This is a genomic window from Asticcacaulis benevestitus DSM 16100 = ATCC BAA-896, from assembly GCF_000376105.1.
Taxonomy (GTDB): domain Bacteria; phylum Pseudomonadota; class Alphaproteobacteria; order Caulobacterales; family Caulobacteraceae; genus Asticcacaulis; species Asticcacaulis benevestitus.
The window spans coordinates 1-16,435 of the sequence record NZ_AQWM01000012.1; the positions used below are offsets into that span (position 1 = coordinate 1).

Annotated in this window: 17 protein-coding genes and 1 pseudogene; 12 read left to right on the plus strand and 6 right to left on the minus strand. The window is 57.6% G+C overall.

All coding sequences use genetic code 11. The annotated features are described in order from the left end of the window. The 4 genes and pseudogenes from B060_RS0113040 to B060_RS24475 all read left to right on the plus strand — a co-directional run. Positions 1–269, plus strand: a pseudogene (locus B060_RS0113040) (hypothetical protein); the annotation flags it as partial. Positions 270–286: 17 nt separating this feature from the next. Next, the gene (locus tag B060_RS0113045; protein WP_244874632.1) at positions 287–952 is read left to right on the plus strand and encodes a response regulator; all 666 of its coding nucleotides are present in this window, start codon (positions 287–289) and stop codon (positions 950–952) included. After that, positions 949–1,446, plus strand: a complete 498-nt coding sequence (locus B060_RS24470) for a response regulator transcription factor (protein WP_018082236.1) — start codon at positions 949–951, stop codon at positions 1,444–1,446. The genes B060_RS0113045 and B060_RS24470 overlap by 4 nt, the downstream gene beginning before the upstream one ends. Positions 1,447–1,496: 50 nt before the next feature. Continuing rightward, positions 1,497–3,086, plus strand: coding sequence for a putative bifunctional diguanylate cyclase/phosphodiesterase (locus tag B060_RS24475; RefSeq protein WP_018082237.1), 1,590 nt, complete (start codon positions 1,497–1,499; stop codon positions 3,084–3,086). Positions 3,087–3,417: 331 nt separating this feature from the next. Here the strand turns inward: B060_RS24475 and B060_RS0113060 are convergent, their stop codons facing one another. Further along, entirely contained in the window at positions 3,418–5,532 is a 2,115-nt protein-coding gene (locus tag B060_RS0113060; RefSeq protein WP_081606849.1) for a TonB-dependent receptor, read from the minus strand. 197 nt (positions 5,533–5,729) lie between these two features. On the opposite strand from B060_RS0113060, the gene B060_RS0113065 reads away from it, so the two are divergent. Then, positions 5,730–6,650, plus strand: a complete 921-nt coding sequence (locus B060_RS0113065) for a LysR family transcriptional regulator (protein ID WP_018082239.1) — start codon at positions 5,730–5,732, stop codon at positions 6,648–6,650. Between the two features lie 182 nt (positions 6,651–6,832). Here the strand turns inward: B060_RS0113065 and B060_RS0113070 are convergent, their stop codons facing one another. The 3 genes from B060_RS0113070 to bufA2 are packed head-to-tail and all read right to left on the minus strand — an operon-like array spanning position 6,833 to position 8,758. Then, on the minus strand, positions 6,833–7,558 hold the full coding sequence (locus B060_RS0113070; RefSeq protein WP_018082240.1) for an HvfC/BufC N-terminal domain-containing protein: 726 nt from the start codon (positions 7,556–7,558) through the stop codon (positions 6,833–6,835). Further along, complete coding sequence (gene bufB / locus B060_RS0113075; RefSeq protein WP_018082241.1) at positions 7,555–8,418, minus strand: MNIO family bufferin maturase; 864 nt, start codon at positions 8,416–8,418, stop codon at positions 7,555–7,557. Before bufB (B060_RS0113075) ends, B060_RS0113070 begins: the two co-directional genes overlap by 4 nt. 55 nt (positions 8,419–8,473) lie before the next feature. Beyond that, positions 8,474–8,758 carry a BufA2 family periplasmic bufferin-type metallophore gene (bufA2, locus tag B060_RS0113080; RefSeq protein ID WP_018082242.1) on the minus strand — a complete coding sequence of 95 codons (285 nt, stop codon included), beginning with the start codon at positions 8,756–8,758 and terminating at the stop codon, positions 8,474–8,476. 260 nt (positions 8,759–9,018) lie between these two features. Between bufA2 and B060_RS0113085 the strand changes: the two genes are divergently transcribed. From B060_RS0113085 to B060_RS0113100, 4 genes are read left to right on the plus strand one after another with little or no spacing between them, the layout of a single operon-like run. Further along, positions 9,019–9,291, plus strand: a complete 273-nt coding sequence (locus B060_RS0113085) for a BufA1 family periplasmic bufferin-type metallophore (protein WP_018082243.1) — start codon at positions 9,019–9,021, stop codon at positions 9,289–9,291. Positions 9,292–9,313: 22 nt separating this feature from the next. Beyond that, a complete protein-coding gene (gene bufB / locus B060_RS0113090) occupies positions 9,314–10,168 on the plus strand; it encodes an MNIO family bufferin maturase (RefSeq protein ID WP_018082244.1) in 855 nt (284 codons plus the stop codon). Beyond that, complete coding sequence (locus B060_RS24480) at positions 10,161–10,967, plus strand: HvfC/BufC N-terminal domain-containing protein (RefSeq protein WP_018082245.1); 807 nt, start codon at positions 10,161–10,163, stop codon at positions 10,965–10,967. Before bufB (B060_RS0113090) ends, B060_RS24480 begins: the two co-directional genes overlap by 8 nt. Continuing rightward, positions 10,948–11,409 (plus strand): DoxX family protein, encoded by a 462-nt coding sequence (locus tag B060_RS0113100; RefSeq protein ID WP_026172815.1) that lies wholly within the window; start codon positions 10,948–10,950, stop codon positions 11,407–11,409. The genes B060_RS24480 and B060_RS0113100 overlap by 20 nt, the downstream gene beginning before the upstream one ends. 625 nt (positions 11,410–12,034) lie before the next feature. Here B060_RS0113100 and B060_RS0113110 read toward each other — a convergent pair. Further along, the gene (locus tag B060_RS0113110; protein ID WP_018082248.1) at positions 12,035–12,934 is read right to left on the minus strand and encodes a LysR family transcriptional regulator; all 900 of its coding nucleotides are present in this window, start codon (positions 12,932–12,934) and stop codon (positions 12,035–12,037) included. A gap of 118 nt (positions 12,935–13,052) precedes the next feature. Between B060_RS0113110 and B060_RS0113115 the strand changes: the two genes are divergently transcribed. The 3 genes from B060_RS0113115 to B060_RS0113125 are packed head-to-tail and all read left to right on the plus strand — an operon-like array spanning position 13,053 to position 14,771. Next, on the plus strand, positions 13,053–13,604 hold the full coding sequence (locus B060_RS0113115) for a carboxymuconolactone decarboxylase family protein (protein WP_018082249.1): 552 nt from the start codon (positions 13,053–13,055) through the stop codon (positions 13,602–13,604). Positions 13,605–13,661: 57 nt separating this feature from the next. Then, positions 13,662–14,135 (plus strand): nuclear transport factor 2 family protein, encoded by a 474-nt coding sequence (locus B060_RS0113120; protein ID WP_018082250.1) that lies wholly within the window; start codon positions 13,662–13,664, stop codon positions 14,133–14,135. A gap of 18 nt (positions 14,136–14,153) precedes the next feature. Then, positions 14,154–14,771 (plus strand): pyridoxamine 5'-phosphate oxidase family protein, encoded by a 618-nt coding sequence (locus B060_RS0113125; RefSeq protein WP_018082251.1) that lies wholly within the window; start codon positions 14,154–14,156, stop codon positions 14,769–14,771. Positions 14,772–14,880: 109 nt separating this feature from the next. On the opposite strand, the gene B060_RS0113130 is transcribed toward B060_RS0113125, so the two are convergent. Continuing rightward, a complete protein-coding gene (locus B060_RS0113130) occupies positions 14,881–16,386 on the minus strand; it encodes a tryptophan halogenase family protein (RefSeq protein ID WP_031220566.1) in 1,506 nt (501 codons plus the stop codon). Positions 16,387–16,435 lie beyond the last annotated feature (49 nt).

Consider the following 16,435-nt stretch of genomic DNA (forward strand, 5'->3'; position numbering starts at 1 on the left):
CATGGCTGGCCAAACATCCTCGCTTCCACATGCATTTCACCCCCACTTCGGCGTCCTGGCTCAATCAGGTCGAACGCTTTTTCGGCTTGATAACAGGCGATCGCATCCGCTGCGGCGTGTTCAAGAGTGTCGCCGAACTCGAAGGCGCAATTCAAGACTATCTCGATCATCACAACGCCGATCCAAAGCCCTTCGTTTGGACCAAATCCGCTACAGACATTCTTGAAAAGGTCGCCAGGGGGCGACAGGCGTTAGAGTCACAACACTAGATCTCATCCGGCGGTGGCTGTCGAAGCTTGACTACACGGTAACATGCGCGAACTCTGGCCCCAGAGCGATGGAAATTGCCCGCCAGCAAAGACCGGATATCATTATCCTTGATATCTATATGCCGGGTCAGTCGGGCTACGAAGTCTTGGCGGAAATCAGGGCGGACGATGACCTGTGCTCGACACCCGTGATTCTCGCCTCCAGCGACGATAATCGACTACTCGGGCTGGAGGCTGGTGCCAGTGAGGTTCTGGTGAAGCCTCTGCAACGCGATCATCTGCGCCGAATTCTTGAGGTTTTCTCCGCGACCGTCGAAAGTGACATTCTGCTCGTTGACGACGACCCGGTTGCGGGAGACATCGTTCAGCGTTTTGCCGCTCGCGCTGGTCTTCGCGTGCAGCAGGCTTTGGACGCAACCGAGGCGCTTTCGCTGGCGCGCGCGCGTCGCCCAAAAGCCATCATACTTGATCTGTGCATGCCCGGCACGGATGGTTTTGAAATGATGGAGACCTTGTCGAAAGACGCAGCGCTGAAGCTGGTTCCCATCATGGTGCTGTCCGCGCGTGATCTCAATCCTCAAGAATATCTGAAAATTCGAGAGGCCGGCCATGTCTATTGCGCCAAGGGCAGATCCTCGCCACGAGAAATAATACAGAATTTAAAAGCCATGGTATCCCAATGAGCAAAGTTGTCGAAATGCCCGCCCCGAGTTCTCAGCGCCGAATCCTGATCGTCGATGACGTTGAGGACAATCGCATCGTTCTTGACCGGTTCCTGCGTCGCTCCGGTTATGCCACGGACATGAGCGTCGATGGTATCTCCGCGCTCAATGCGGTAAGCGCCTCCCCACCCGATCTTATTTTGCTCGACTGGATGATGCCCGGGCTGTCGGGCCTCGATACGCTCAAGGCCATACGCGAGCGTTATGACGAAAACCAGATGCCCGTTATCATGTGTACGGCCATAGGCGAGGAAACCTCGGTCGTCGTGGCGCTGAAGGCGGGGGCCAACGATTTTGTCATGAAGCCGATCAGCTATCCGGTCTTGCTCGCGCGCTTAAAAGCTCAATTGGTGCGCAAGGAAACTGTCATCCTGTTGCAGAAAGAGAAGGAAGATCTGGAAAGCATGCTCTTACAACGTACACGGGATCTGCTGAACCGGAAACAAAATCCTTAGTTTAATATGGGTTTAGGCGTATTTAAACCCAGCCAGGTAGTATTGATCCTATGAAACTCTCTTTCAAGACACAAGAAAGCAATATAGCACGCAAGTTTTTGCCAATACTTGCCGGCTACGGAACTGTGTTCGCGACGAGCTCCGTTCTGATTTTGCGACATCAGGGCGGCTCTTACGTTTCGCCCTTTGATATCGTCGTGGCCTCAGTTCTACTTGCAGGTATAGCTTTTCTGGGCTTCAACCAAATTAAACTGCTTGTTGACAACGGCAATCTGTCAAAAGCCGGGCTCAGTCTGGATGCCAAGGCGCACAGCGATACGCTTACTGGTCTCATGAATCGCGTCGCTTTCAACCGGGTTCTGGAAGACCAAGGTCGCGTCCTTGAGAACAGCGAAATGGCGATTTTGTTTTTCGATCTTAATCGTTTTAAGGAAGTCAATGACGGCCTGGGCCATAAGGTCGGCGATCTATTGCTTGCCGAGGTTGCACATCGCCTGACCGCTGCGTTGCCCGATGCAATCGCTCTCGCGCGGATGGGGGGCGATGAATTTGCGGCCATCATGCCCGTGACCGCAGATATTCAGCCTGAAGTCTTTGCCGATGCTGTGGTGCAGGCCTTGCGTCCTCCGTTCCGCCTGGAGGGGCATCTGGTGCATACGTGCGCATCCATCGGTATCTCCTATGGCAATCTGGCCTATGACGATGGCGATGAACTGCTCAAACGCGCCGACCTTGCCATGTATGAAGCCAAGAGCGCCAATCTGAACAGTTACCGTGTGTTCGATGATGGCATGGAAGAGAGGCTGTCCTTTAAAACACTGGTCCGTGCAGAACTCAGCAACGCCATTACTGCTGACGAATTGCAGATGCACTATCAGCCGATCATCTGCGCCAGAACAGGCGAACTGAAAAGCGTCGAGTCTTTGCTGCGATGGAAATCGGCGCGCCTGGGGGATGTGTCTCCGGGCATACTTATACCCATCGCCGAAGAAAGCGGGCAAATTCTAGAACTGAGTAACTGGGTGATCGATCAGGCCTTGATTGCCATAAAGACGCTGGGGAACGTCCCGGTTGGCGTTAACATATCGCCCGTGCAATTTCGGCAAAGTCGCTTTGTGACGATGCTTACCGATAAACTCCTTGCCTTTGGCGTCGATCCCGCATTGCTCTATGTCGAAATCACCGAAGGAGTGCTGATTTCGGATATGGCCGCCGCCAAACGCACAATTTCGCAGCTGCGTAACCTGGGCATCCGCGTCTATCTTGACGACTTTGGTACCGGATATTCCAGTCTGAACTATCTGCAAAGCTTTGAGATCGACGGCATGAAGATCGACAAATCCTTCCTGCGCAATATCGGCGAGCAATCACAGGCCACGCAAATTGTACGCGCGGTCATCGACATGGGGCACAGCCTAAACCTGAAGGTTGTCGCCGAAGGCATTGAGACGGACTGGCAGGCGAACCTTTTGCGGCTGCTAAATTGCGATCTGCTGCAAGGTTTCTATTTCGCGACCCCGATGTCAATGGAAGCTCTGATACAATACAGGCTCACGTCGAATGCCAATATCGCGGCTTTCCTTTCGAACGAAGACCCTCACTCCCGCCACGTTGACCTTCGCCTTATGCCAAGAAACTGAAACGCCAGTTTTCCATGCATAATAATACCAAAATTTATCGGAAAACAATTCCCTGTTAACAACGGGAACAGTCCGCGTCTTAATTTGGCGGCACATTTGGGCGCTTCACCTAAATTGGCAATTTCTTATCAAATAGAAGACAAACAGCTATCGGCGATAGCCAATGCCATTGTCATATTCACATCGCAAAAACGTGTTCGCGGCCGCTGGCTATGATGCAACCTGATAGGAACCTGCTCCGGCAGGGTGTTGAAGAATTGGCCCGGGGACGCCCATGAAGTTTCGTCGTTTCAAGGGAGACGTCATGTGCGAGCCCTTTCATTTTATTCCTTTAGCCAACCTTGTACACGAAACCAATGAAGACGCGGCGCACGTCAAAATGATCATAGCCGCGCTGATAGTAGGTCGAGGTTCGGTTGGTATAACTTTGCTTTGAGCCGTTTAGCAGGTCCCGGATGTTCATGTTGAGGTCCAGGCGTTTTGTCAGGTGGTGCTTCCAGGTCAGGTTCAGCGTGTTGGTGGCCGAATAAGTGCCCTGCGGCGTCAGGCCTGGGCCTTGCAGGTGGGCATCGAAGGTCAACACGTCCTTACCCTTGCTGTAGTTGAGGTTGAGATTGGCAGAATAGGACGTGCCGCTCTGGCGGTTAAGGCCATCCAGATCCAGCGCCTCCAGTCTCACAAAATAGGCACTGCCGTCCGCGCTCAAGTGAAAGGCATCCGACACGTCCCAGGCCAAGGACGCATCCACGCCGGCCGATAGCCCGCTGCCGCTGTTCGCCTTGCTGTTCAGGAAAGCGCCGTCCGCCGTAACGCTGCGGACATCGATCACCGTGTCGCGGCTCGTACGGTAGAACAGGCCGAGGTTGCGGCTCAGGCGATCGCGATCCGTCTCATAGACGAGTTCGAGGGCTTTCAGGTTCTGTGGCTTCAGGTTGGGATTGCCGATGAAGACGTTCTGCGCGTCCCAGTAGGTAGCATAGGGGCTCATGTCGCGCGGATCGGGCCGTTGCTGGCTCTGGCTGTAGCTCAGTTTCAGGTATTTTTTGGAGCTGAAGGTGTATTTCAGGTGCAGGCTCGGATTGACGGCCAGGAAATCGCCGTCCGGGATTGGTGACTGGTGTTCGGCATCAAGGCGCGTGTTGGTGGATTCCAGCCGCACGCCGAACAGGGCTTCCCACTTCTCCGCCCAAGTCATCTGACCGGTGACGTAACCCGCCTTCAGGGTTTCGATCACGCGATAGCGATGGGTGATATTGCCATCCACGGTCTCGGCGCTTGTGACCGGATCGATGCCGGCGAAGTAGTTATCAATATCGTTGCGGGTCTTCTCGTAGAAGAGGCCGAAACTGACCTGGCCTGTGGCGCCAAAGGGACGGGCATAGTCGAAATTGGCCTGGTCCATGTGCAGGCCATTGCGGTTGGCGATCCGGTTATAGGCGGTGGGCTGTACTGGATATATGTAGACATTGCCGGCGGACTTATCGACCAGGATGTCGGTGTCGCTGTGCTGCGCGCCGGCCTTGAGGACGATGTCGTCCTTCTGGTGGCTGTAGCTCAGGCCGAAACTGTTGTCGGATTGCTGGTTGGGGCCGTTGGAGATACGGTGATAGGTGTCGGTTGGGGTACCAGCATAGTAATCTGCGTGGAATTCATCGAAATAAGGCCGCGACCTGCGGAAATTATAACTGGCCGAGGCGCTCAAAGTATCCGTTTCACTTAGGTCATAGTCGGTGCTGATCGAGGCGTTCCACGTCGTGCGACGGATGAAGACTTCAGATGACTGGCTGTTTTCCCCGAAGCCACCGGTCAAAGGATCGGTCCAGTGGACATCGGACTGGCGGAACTTCAGCGAGCCGTCGCGACGTATCCCGGCCGTGGCATGCAGGGACAGTTTGTTGCGCGTGTAATCGCCGGCCGCGGTGATATTCCACAGGCCCTGATCGCTCATATTGCCGCGGACGGAGCCATGCGCGCCTGGCTTGCGGTCCTTCTTTAGCACTATGTTGACGATGGCGCCGCCATTGGCGCTGTAGGCGGCCGACGGGTTGGTAATGACCTCGACGCTGGCAATATCCGAGCCGGACATGGTCTGCAGAGTCACCGCGCGGCTTTCGCCCATCATGGCAGTGGACGGCTTGCCATTAACCAGGACGGTGACATTCTTATTGCCCTGGACCGAGATATCACCGCCGGCCGAGACTGACACGGTCGGAGTCGATTGCAGCACGTCTTGTGCGGTGCCGCTGTCGGCCGTGGGATTATTGGCTGTGCTGTAGACAGTCTTGTCGAGTTTCTTGACGACGTCCTTTTTCTTACCCTTGACGATAATGGTTGTCGGGTCGGGCGTGTCGGCGGCCGGCTCTGACAGAGGTCCCTCCTGGGCCAGCGCCGCGTTCGTTCCGCAGATCAGGGTGGTCGTCACGAGCAACGCCGTCTTCAATCGCATGAATATCCTCCGATATGCTTGCCAGGGGCGCAGGCATGAGAGACGGCCGCGTCAGGCAAGTTGAATTAACTTTTTGTTAGGGATTGGCGTTCGGCCACATTCTGTTCGGAAACGTGAATGCTCATAAATTACAAGCCTTTTTGCCAAGTGCAAACGATGATAATTGGGGATAGGTATTAGAAAAATTTGGGTATGATATGCCACGTTCGCCCTTGCCTCTGAATGCTCTTCGCGCTTTTGAAGCCGCTGCGCGCCACCTGAGTTTCACCAGGGCGGCCATCGAGCTGTGCGTGACGCAGGCGGCCGTCAGTCATCAGGTCAAGCTGTTGGAGGAGCGTCTGGGCGCGCCCCTTTTCATGCGCGTGCCGCGCGGTCTGCGGATGACGGCCGAGGGCGAGGCACTGCTGCCGGCCGTAACGGAATCTTTCGACCGTATGGCTGACCTACTGGAACGATTTGATGGCGGCTATATTCGCGAAGTTTTGAATCTCGGCGCTGTCGGTACGTTCGCTGTCGGCTGGCTCCTGCCGCGTCTGCCGCATCTGCGAGAACTGCACCCGCATATCGAGGTCCGTTTGTCGACCAACAATAACCGCGTCGATATTGCCTCTGAGGGGCTGGACTACGCCATTCGCTTTGGCAATGGCGCTTGGCACGACACCCTGGCCGAGCGGCTGTTTGAGGCACCGCTGTCAGTCCTGTGCCTGCCACAGATCGCCGAGACCTTGCGCGGCCCGCAAGACCTTTTCTCCCATACCCTGCTGCGCTCCTACCGAGCGGATGAATGGTCGGGTTGGTTCGAAGCCGCCGGGCTTGGCGTTGGGCCCGCCCTAACACGGGCCATGATGTTTGATTCTTCGCTAGCCATGATGGAGGCCGCCTTGCAGGGGGTGGGCATCGCTCTGGCGCCGCCCTTGATGTTCGAGCGGCTGCTGTCGTCCGGCCTGATGGTTCAGCCGTTCGACATCTATGTGTCGCGCGGCAGCTACTGGTTGACGCGCCTGAAATCGCGAACGGAAACTCCAGCCATGGCTCAATTCAGGAATTGGCTTGTGGAGACTTTGCGTCATACAAGGATGAATTCCAAGACTACGAGTACCGGCAGTGGCAGCGCTTAGCCAAGATTCGCTCGTGATTTAACACCTAGACTAGCCTGCTCGTTCCTGTACACTTCACGCAAATAGCACCTGGTTTACATTGTGTTGATCTATGGCCTGGCTGTGCCAATATTCACAGGTTTCAACGCGCTGCTTGGCAGCTGTCTCCTGAAACGGTAAAGTCGTTTGGACGCCTGCAGATTTCAGTAAATGCCGCAGATGAGGCCGCCGGATATCCATTGCCCCAGCCACTGTGAGGCGGTGAGGGTGGTCTCCATTTCGGGGTGGCGGCGTTCCAGATCGGCGCAGATGCCGGCGAATGACGCACCGCCTTGCAGCGCCACGATCGCCGCATATTCATCCGCTTCCAGGGTGCGAAACACGGGCTCAAGTCCATGCCGCCAGACTGTGAGCCCGGCCGCCCCGCTCAAGGTTTGAACCGGCGGTGGCGCCTCGTCACGAGACAAGGCCTGCCATATGGAAGCGGCGTTGGTGAATAGGGGCGTGTGGCGAAAGCCTGACGCAAGGCTGAGGCGGGCCACTGACCAGTCGGCCTGCGCCAGGGCGTTTTGATCGAGGGCTGGCGTATCCGCGGCGGAAAAGGCTTGTCTGAGGGCCCAGTCGAGCCAGGCGAGTTCCGGTACTTCAGCATCGTCAGGATAGAGGGCCGCCAGGGTCTCATCGAAACCCTGGCCAAACGCATCGAGCGTCCAGGACGTGGGGGGATGGGTGGTGATGTGTGCCAGTCCTGCGGCGTCAAAGGCCTCATCGCCGAGCCAGGACCAGACACGGCCGTAGGTGTCACGCAGAGCCTCCATCAGGCGACTGCGATAAGCGAAATGATAAACGGCCTCGCCGGCTGTAAGCGGCGACGGCGCGTCATCGAGAATGCGCTTAAAGAACCGGGCTTGCGTTGCGGCTAGAGTCATTCGGCGGGCTCTGCTTGAGGTGTCACAGAGACGGTACGGCTGGCGATGTCACGCGCGTGTGCGACTTCGGCCAGCAGATCGGCAAGGGGCGGAATATTGTCATCGCGCTCGATCATAACGGCCACCTGATCCAGGCGCGGGTAAAGGCGCTCCAGCAGATCCCACACCCCATCGGGAACGGGTTGGTCGTGTGTATCGATCAGCAGGGCTTCATGTGTCGAGTGACCGGCCAGATGGATCTGGCGCACGCGAGCTGCCGGGATGCCATCGATATAATCGGATGCTTTAAATCCGTGATTATGAGCGCTGACATAGATATTATTGATGTCGAGCAGAAGCTCGCATCCGCTGCGTTTGCAAACTTCCGACAGGAAGTCCCATTCCGTATAGCTGTCCTCGGGAAAGGTCACATAGGTGGAAGGGTTCTCGATGAGCAGGTTTCGGCCCAGCGCGGTCTGTGCCTGGTCGATATTGCGGCAGACGCGCTCAAGCGCTTCGCCGGTCAAAGGCAAGGGCAGCAGGTCATGGCTGTTGGTCCCGCCGATGCCTGTCCAGCACAGATGGTCGGATACCCACAAGGGCTCGATGCGGTTAGCCAGGGCGCGCAATCGGGACAGATACGCCGGATTGAGGCCGTCACTGGCGCCCAGCGACATGGATACCCCGTGCATGCAAACCGGATAGGCCTGGCAAATCTGATCCAACACCCATAGAGGCCGGCCGCCCTCGATCATGAAGTTTTCAGAAATGATCTCAACGAAGTCGACAGGCTGTCGCGCCTGCAAAAAATCCGCATAGTGCGGCGTTCGCAGGCCAAGGCCGAAGCCGGAAAAAGGGTGTATGGGCGTGATGGCGGACATAAGGCTTCCAGAAAAGAACGGCGCCTGACGAAGAGGCGGTCAGGCGCCTGGGGTATTACTTGATGTCGCCGATTGTGCCCTTTTTGGCCAGGCAGGTCTTGGCCGTGAGTTCCTTGAAGCCCTGGCCCTTGCAGTCGTTCATACCCCGGCAGTCATGAGCCGTGGTCTTGCAGTCGGATGTGCCCTTGCAGCTATTGATGCCGTAGCAATGAACCGTGTCCGCGGCCGAGATTGCAGCTCCGGAAGCGCCGGCGGGCGGCGTGGCGGCGGTCGCGAAGGTCGACATGGCCAGGAAGGCAGCGGCGGATGCAATGGCGGCGCCGGATTTTAACGTGATCATAGGGCAGTCCTCTCAGATGTGTGTAGTGCCGGAATGGCAATGAGGATTACGCCGGTCTGCCGGTGAAAGTTACACGCCTCTGGAAAAGTTTTTGTAACCGTCGATGCGGGCAGGGGCTGCGTCATCAGGGCCGTACTTTCATTCCCGAAAGCTCGAATTTTTTTCCTCGACCTGTAACCGGATGGCTCATCGCGGCGTAATTCTGACCATGGCCGCCTGAGGGGCGTGACCATTTTCAACCTGCTGAATGGAGATTGCGCATGACGTATTTAAAGACAGGCCTTACGGCGGCGGCCGTCCTTGCCCTTGTATCGGGTGCTGCCCTTGCGGCTGACAAGAAGCCGGTGGAAACCGAAAAGTGCTACGGGGTCGCTAAGGCCGGTCAGAACGACTGCAAGGCGGGCGCTGGCACCACCTGCGCCGGCACCTCCAGGATCAACTATGACGGCAAGGCGTTCAAGGAAGTGCCGAAGGGCACCTGTGTCACGATCAAAACACCCAAGGGCTACGGCTCTCTGACACCGAAGCCTTAAAGTCAGGCCGGAGACGTTCGCCATGATCCATAGCCCGACCGCTGGTGTTGGTTTGAAGCCGGAGCATTATGCCGAGGCAGCAGAAGACCTGCGCGAGGGGCTATGGTTCGAGGTCCATCCGGAAAACTACATGGCCGAAGGCGGTCCCAGACTGGCCTGGCTGGAGACAATCGCTTTACGTCACCCGTTGTCGCTGCATGGCGTCGGCATGTCGCTGGCCGCCGATGAGCTGCCGGACGACAATCACTTACGGGCCTTGAAACGGTTGATTGACCGCTTCCAGCCGTTTGCCGTATCGGAGCATCTGGCCTGGTCGACGCGACGTGGCGCCTATGCGCCTGACTTGCTGCCCTTTCCAAGAACCTCTCGCGCCCTCGATCGTATCGCTCACACTATCGACCACGCCCAGTCGATTTTGGGTGTCAGGCTTCTGATCGAAAATCCGTCGCTTTATATGCCATTGCGCGGCCACGATATGGACGAACCTGACTTCCTGCGTGAGCTCGTCCAAAGAACCGGCTGCGGACTATTGGTGGATATCAATAATGTCCACATCAGTGCCCATAATCTCGGCTACGACGCCGAACTGTATCTGGCGAAGATTCCTGTCGAGGCCATCGGTGAAATTCATCTGGCTGGTCACGAGGTTGATCCCGGACCGCGCAGTCAGATGTTGATCGACACCCATGCGGCGCCAATTTCTGACAGGGTCTGGGAACTCTACGAGCGCTTAATTGCGAGAATTGGCCCCCGGCCGACCCTGATCGAACGCGACGACAATATCCCGCTCTATGACGTTCTGATGAGCGAGCGGGACCGCGCCCACGGCCTGCTGACGGCCGCAGCGACGGTGAACAAGGCGTTGGCACATGTTTGAGCACAGGGCCGAGGCCTTTTATGACGCCTTCTCAAGTGCGCTGGCCGGTGACGATGCAGCGCTTTCTGCGTGGTGGCCGGACGCCGCGCAGGGCGTAGCCGGCCTGAGCATTTACCGGAATACGGTCTGCAAGGGTTTGTCAGATGCCATAGCCGCTTCTTTTCCCGCAGTATTGGCGGTCGTCGGCCCGGATTGGTTGCGTGAAGCCGCAGTGCTATTCGCGCATTCACATCCGCCAGCGCAGGCGTCTCTGATCCATTACGGCGACGCGTTCCCAGACTGGCTGGCCGAATTCGAGCCGGCGCGGCAATTGCCTTATCTGCCGGACCTTGCGCGGCTTGATCGGTTGTGGACCGAGGCGCATTTGGCGGCAGACAGAGTCTGCCTGGCGCCCGAGGCCCTAGGGGCGATGTCGCCGGATGGTTTTCACTATGTGTCTCTGCAACCGGTTCCGTCTGTTCGACTGGTCATGTTCGATACGTCCATACCTGACCTATGGGTAGCTTTGCGTGGACCAAAAGCACCTGACGAGCTTGAGCTCCTGGACGAAGCCCAGGCCCTATTGATCTGGCGGCCCCTAAGCGACGTCCAGACGAAATGCCTCAAGCCGGCGGCCTTCGCCTTTCTGGAGGCTTGCCGGCGTGGTGAGTCCGTTGCGGCCGCGGTCGCGATGGCCGCCACGCATATGCCCCTGGCGGAGATGCCTGAGATGTTCGCCGATCTTTTCTCAAGCGGCGTCTTTGCCGCCGTGATCCCACTTCCAATTGAAGGAGCCTGCCATGACCCCGCCAACCCATGAAAGCCCAGCCCTCTTAAGGCCAATCAATGCCATGGGGGAGGCCTTGCAGCGTTTCATACCTGATGACCTCATCCTGCTTGTGACCCGCTTTGGTGTTGCGGGCATATTCTTCCTGTCGGGTCGTAGCAAGGTCGATGGCGTCCTGCATATCACAGATGGCACCTACACCCTGTTCCGTGAGGACTATCATGTGCCTCTGATCCCGCCGGAGATCGCGGCCCATATGGCCACCTACGCCGAGCACGCCTTTTCGATCCTGCTGGTGCTCGGATTATTTACCCGGTTTTCGGCGCTGGCCTTCTTCGGCATGACGGCGGTGATCGAAATCTTCGTCTATCCCGACGCCTGGCCAACCCACCTCAGCTGGGTCGCGCTACTGATCCTGCTGATCGCCCGGGGCGGCGGTGCCTGGAGTCTCGACCGCTTGATGAAGATACGCTGACCCTGAAGGCCGCTCAAAGGCCAGTCGGAGTGCAAGACTAAAGGACTGAACCAATGCAAGGGGCATGGTTTCGAGGTGGCCAGCGCCAAGGCGTGTCTGGTCGCTGGTGGAAAAATCCCGCTTTAGGCACTGTGTGGCGTGATCTCCTCGGTTGGATCAAGGGATCGCGCCGCGCCAGCGCAAAAAGGCGATTTGGTTGTTATTCGGCTTTCGTTCGAAGCCGCGAACAATGGCTATGATTTTTTTGACGTGCCGATGTAACCGTTTTGTTCATCACAGCGTACTAAATTGAGGCACAACACAGGTGGACAGAATGTCAATCAGCGGCGATTACCCTCATCCCGTGACCGTCAACGGTTTTAGCTGCAAAAACTGCACCGACGTTGACTATGCGAAGAAGCATATAGACCCGTCTCATCCAAAATCAGGGCCTTACGACGTAAGTGCAAAGAGCGATCCCTCACGCACCCAGGCTGTCACCTTCGGCGGCAGTTTAAGCGGGACACTGGCATCCCCCTCTGCTTCACCCGTGACCTCAGCCCAGGCAACATCGCCCGGCCAAACGCTCAATATTTTGGCATAGAAGGCCTTAGCGGGTCGCAGGTCGTGTTGGAAAGTGATTGGGTCAAGCGCAGTTGAGGCGCGCCTTCAATTCCGGTGCAGCCCAGTCGAGGAAGGCACGGACCTTGAGCGCGATCGGGCCCTGCGCCATATGGACCAGATGGATCGGCCAGGGTTCGGGCTCGAACTTTTCCAGTACGATCTGCAGGTCACCGCTGCGGCAGGCGTCCGCCACCTGATACGACAGAACGCGGGTAAGGCCCAGGCCTGAAGTGGCGGCGTCGATGGCGGCAGGCGGGCTGTTGACCTTCACTCGTGAATGGATCGCCGCCGTGACGTCGCGTTTGCCGTTGCGGAACTGCCAGCCCGCCGCCGAAGCCAGGCTGTCGAGTGTTATACCGTCGTGATCGGCAAGCTCGGCAAGGGTCTGCGGACGACCACGCGCCGCCAGATAGGCCGGGCTACCGCAGACAACGCGCCGAGTGGTGCCCACCAGGCGGGCACGCATCTGGCTGTCGGACAACGGGCCGATGCGCAGCGCCAAGTCGATGTGGTCCTCGCCGAGGTTCAGGGCCTGATCGGTCAGTATAAGGCGGAGGTCGATATCGGGGTGGGCCTTGAGGAACGCCGTGGCGACCGGCAGGACGTGCATTCGCCCGAAGACGACCGGCGCCGTGACGACCAGTTCGCCGCTGGGTGTGCGGAACTCGCCGGCGATGGTGCGTTCGGCCTCCGAGATGTCGTCAAGAATCCTCCTGACGGCGGTCATATACGCCTCACCGGAATCCGTCAGAGCCAGCTTGCGGCTGTTCCTTGTGAAAATCTGCGCGCCAAGATGGGTCTCTAACTCCGATACCTTGCGGCTGAGGCTCGCCAGCGGCATGTGCAGTTTGCGAGCGGCCGCGGACAGGCTACCCGTTTGCGCAACCTCAAGGACGATCGCCATCGACTGCAGTCGGTCCATTTATATTTCCATATATTGGAAGGATTGTTCCCAATATTGCCATCTATTGCAATAAATTGGAAGTGATAACTTCTGGGTCTGCCGGACAGACGGCATGATCATTTTAAGGACATATCCCATGACCCGCCTTTCGACCCCCGCCACCGTCAATGAGGCCCCCGCCGCCTCGCAACCGCTTCTGAACGCGGTCAACAAGCAATTGGGCGTCGTGCCCAACCTGTTCCGTCTGGTCGCCAACAGCCCGGCCGCGCTCGAAGGTTATCTCGGCATGTCGGGTGCTCTCGCCAAGGGCGCGCTGCCGGCCCAGACGCGCGAACGGATTGCCCTGGCCGTCGCGCAGATCAATGGCTGCGACTACTGCCTGTCAGCGCATACCTATCTCGGCGCCAACCTGGCCCATCTCGATGAGGCCGAGATGCTGGCCAATCGCCGCGGGGGCTCGACCGATCCGAAGGCTGACGCTGCTGTGCGCTTTGCCGTCAAGGTCGCCGATAGCCGTGGTCATGTGGCTGATGACGACGTCCGCGCCGTCAAGCTGGCCGGTTATGACGACGCGCAGGTCATCGAAATCGTTCAGCACGTCGCGCTCAATACCTGGACCAACTACATCAATAACGTTGCCGGGACCGAGATCGACTTCCCGGTCGTGACTGCCAAGAACGTCGCTTAGGTCTGTGTCTTGCCGGCGGCATCGTGCCGCCGGCCCTTCCTGTTTTGGAGTTGCGCCATGAGCCGACCACCCCTGCCACCCTACAGCCGTCAGAGCGCCATTGCCAAGGTGCGGCTTGCCGAGGACGCCTGGAACAGCCGCGATCCGGCGCGCGTCGCTCTGGCCTATACGCCCGACAGCCGGTGGCGCAACCGGTCAGACTTCCTGCAGGGGCGGGGGGCCATCGAAGCCTTCCTGACGCGTAAATGGCAGAATGAGCGCGACTATCGTCTGGTTAAGGAACTCTGGGCTTTCAGCGGTCATCGCATCGCCGTGCGTTTTGCTTATGAGTGGCGCGACGCGGACGGCCAGTGGTTCCGCAGCTATGGCATTGAAAACTGGCAGTTCAACGCCAACGGGCTAATGGAGGTGCGCATTGCCAGTATCAACGACCTGATGATAGCGGAAAACGAGCGCAAGTTTCACTGGGCGCGCGGCGACAATGGGCGCCGGCCGGACGATCACGCGGGCCTCACCGAGCTGGGCCTTTAGTGTGGGAGACGCAGAACCATGTACACCAGCGATATCGCCTTCTCGCCTGCGGTTAAGGCGGTACAGACACGCAAGGGTTCCAGGCGCGGCTATGCGCACATGGAGGCGATGAGCGGCTGGCAGAGCGAGATTCCACCCGATCTGGCTGCTTTTATTGCCGCCCAGACGAGTGTCTTTTTGGGGACAGCCAGCGCCGATGGTCAACCCTATATCCAGCATCGTGGCGGGCCGCCGGGATTTCTGCATATACTGGATGCGCGCACCATCGCCTTTGTCGATTTCACCGGCAACAGGCAATATATTTCGCAAGGTAATTTGAGTGAAAATGCGAAGGCGCATCTGTTTTTGATCGACTACGCCCATGCCCGTCGAATCAAGATCTGGGGCACGGCCAGGATCATCGAAGACGATGCCGATTTGGTGGCCGGGCTGATGCCTGAGGGCTATCGCGTACGGCCCGAGCAGGTCATCCTGTTTACGGTCGAGGCGTGGGATGCCAACTGTCCGCAGCATATCCCGCAGCGGTTTGAGGCCGCGGATGTGGCGGCAGCCATCGAGGCGCGTGACCAGCGCATAGCAGAACTCGAAGAGCAGTTACGGTGCTATGCAGATGTGTCAACCCGGGCGAACCGGTGATTGGAACAACGGAATTGGTCGTTCGCAACCTTCCTTATGTAATTGCGTAGCGGGTCTCTGACGGCGTAGTCCGTACACCCTTTTTGCCTCCACCGTGAATAAGGTCGGTCTAAGGCGTTTGAGCTTTCTTTAACGCGACCGTATGGGCAGGCATTTCGCTCAATGTCTGCAGACATGTTTGATGAATTTGTTTCAAGGCTGCCAGCATACCCGCATCTGGGACCGCACCGACCAGTGGATCAAAGGTTTGCGGCACGAGGCCTTGGCCCAGCATGACGGACATCCAGTTCTCCTCCTGAAATACGGTTTGATTTGGAAAAGAGGTCAGGCCGCGCTCACAAAACAAGTCTATTTTTTCGGCCAATGATGAGGGAATGCTCATATGACGCAGATAATCCCACATCGGTTCGCCTTGGCGACCATTGACGTGATAATGAAAAATCAGAAAATCGCGGATCGTTTCAAACTCCTCGCTCATGACGCGATTGTAGAGCCTCGCTGACACGCCATCTATCCGGCGCGTCGGAAATACCGAGGATAATCGCGTGAGTGCGTTCTGAATCAGGTGAATACTGGTCGATTCAAGGGGTTCGAGAAATCCTCCCGACAGACCTATCGCTAGGCAGTTTTTAACCCAGAAGGCTTTACGATGCCCTGTCGTAAATTTCAGGACGCGAGGGTCTGCCATAGGGGGCGCATCAAGGGCTTGAAGCAAACTTGCTGCAGCAGCTTCGTCGCTGATGAAGTCGCTGGCGTAGACGTAACCGTTCCCCGTGCGATGCTGTAGAGGGATACGCCAGTGCCAGCCGGCACTTTGCGCGGTCGCTTGGGTATAAGGCAAAATGTCCTGACTCACCCCAGAGGGTATGGCCACGGCGCGATTGGCGGGCAGGTGGTTGGACCAGTCCTCAAAGGGGACGTTCATCGCCTCGCCAATGAGTAGAGCGCGAAAGCCTGAGCAATCGAAAAAGAAATCGCCCGCCACCTCGCGGCCATCGCTGAGACACAAGGTATCGATGCCACCGTCTTCAGCACTTCTTTTGGCATGGGTAATTGTCGCTTCAAGGCGTTGCACGCCGCGTGTTTCCGACAGACGGCGCATATAGGCGGCATAAAGGGCCGCATCGAAATGATAGGCATAGGCCAGGGTGGATTTGGGTGAGCTAGGATCCGCAGAGGGCCAATCGAATTTACCGGCATAGGCAGCCAGGGTGTTGAGGCTGTATTCGGCAAAGGCATGCCCCTGACCCATTTGCCGTGCCCTGATCCAGAAGGGGTGAAATGACTGGCCATTAATTTTGGCACCCGTGTATCCGAACGGATGCATATAGGTATGGCCGGGTTCACGCCAGCCGCGAAACTCGATGCCGAGCTTGAACGTGGCCTGTGTCGCGCGCATAAACTCGGCCTCATTTATGCCGAGGCTGTGGTTGAAAGCGCGTATGGGAGGGATGGTGGCCTCGCCCACACCAACTGTGCCGATTTCGGTGGATTCAATAAGGGTAATGGACATCTGAAGGGGTGAAAAAAAACGCGTCAGGAACGCGGCCGTCATCCATCCTGCCGTGCCCCCGCCAACGATAACCAGCCTTTTTATCTCGGAATGATCAGGCATCTTATGATCCTATTGCAAAGCGTTAAACAGACCCGGAGCGGCTGTGCTG

Bases quoted from the DNA above. Each gene is read 5' to 3' on its own strand.
- B060_RS24470 (WP_018082236.1), top strand. From the start codon at position 949: ATGAGCAAAGTTGTCGAAATGCCCGCCCCGAGTTCTCAGCGCCGAATC.
- B060_RS24475 (WP_018082237.1), top strand. From the start codon at position 1,497: ATGAAACTCTCTTTCAAGACACAAGAAAGCAATATAGCACGCAAGTTT.
- B060_RS0113060 (WP_081606849.1), bottom strand. From the start codon at position 5,532: ATGCGATTGAAGACGGCGTTGCTCGTGACGACCACCCTGATCTGCGGA.
- B060_RS0113065 (WP_018082239.1), top strand. From the start codon at position 5,730: ATGCCACGTTCGCCCTTGCCTCTGAATGCTCTTCGCGCTTTTGAAGCC.
- B060_RS0113070 (WP_018082240.1), bottom strand. From the start codon at position 7,558: ATGACTCTAGCCGCAACGCAAGCCCGGTTCTTTAAGCGCATTCTCGAT.
- bufB (WP_018082241.1), bottom strand. From the start codon at position 8,418: ATGTCCGCCATCACGCCCATACACCCTTTTTCCGGCTTCGGCCTTGGC.
- bufA2 (WP_018082242.1), bottom strand. From the start codon at position 8,758: ATGATCACGTTAAAATCCGGCGCCGCCATTGCATCCGCCGCTGCCTTC.
- B060_RS0113085 (WP_018082243.1), top strand. From the start codon at position 9,019: ATGACGTATTTAAAGACAGGCCTTACGGCGGCGGCCGTCCTTGCCCTT.
- bufB (WP_018082244.1), top strand. From the start codon at position 9,314: ATGATCCATAGCCCGACCGCTGGTGTTGGTTTGAAGCCGGAGCATTAT.
- B060_RS24480 (WP_018082245.1), top strand. From the start codon at position 10,161: ATGTTTGAGCACAGGGCCGAGGCCTTTTATGACGCCTTCTCAAGTGCG.
- B060_RS0113100 (WP_026172815.1), top strand. From the start codon at position 10,948: ATGACCCCGCCAACCCATGAAAGCCCAGCCCTCTTAAGGCCAATCAAT.
- B060_RS0113110 (WP_018082248.1), bottom strand. From the start codon at position 12,934: ATGGACCGACTGCAGTCGATGGCGATCGTCCTTGAGGTTGCGCAAACG.
- B060_RS0113115 (WP_018082249.1), top strand. From the start codon at position 13,053: ATGACCCGCCTTTCGACCCCCGCCACCGTCAATGAGGCCCCCGCCGCC.
- B060_RS0113120 (WP_018082250.1), top strand. From the start codon at position 13,662: ATGAGCCGACCACCCCTGCCACCCTACAGCCGTCAGAGCGCCATTGCC.
- B060_RS0113125 (WP_018082251.1), top strand. From the start codon at position 14,154: ATGTACACCAGCGATATCGCCTTCTCGCCTGCGGTTAAGGCGGTACAG.
- B060_RS0113130 (WP_031220566.1), bottom strand. From the start codon at position 16,386: ATGCCTGATCATTCCGAGATAAAAAGGCTGGTTATCGTTGGCGGGGGC.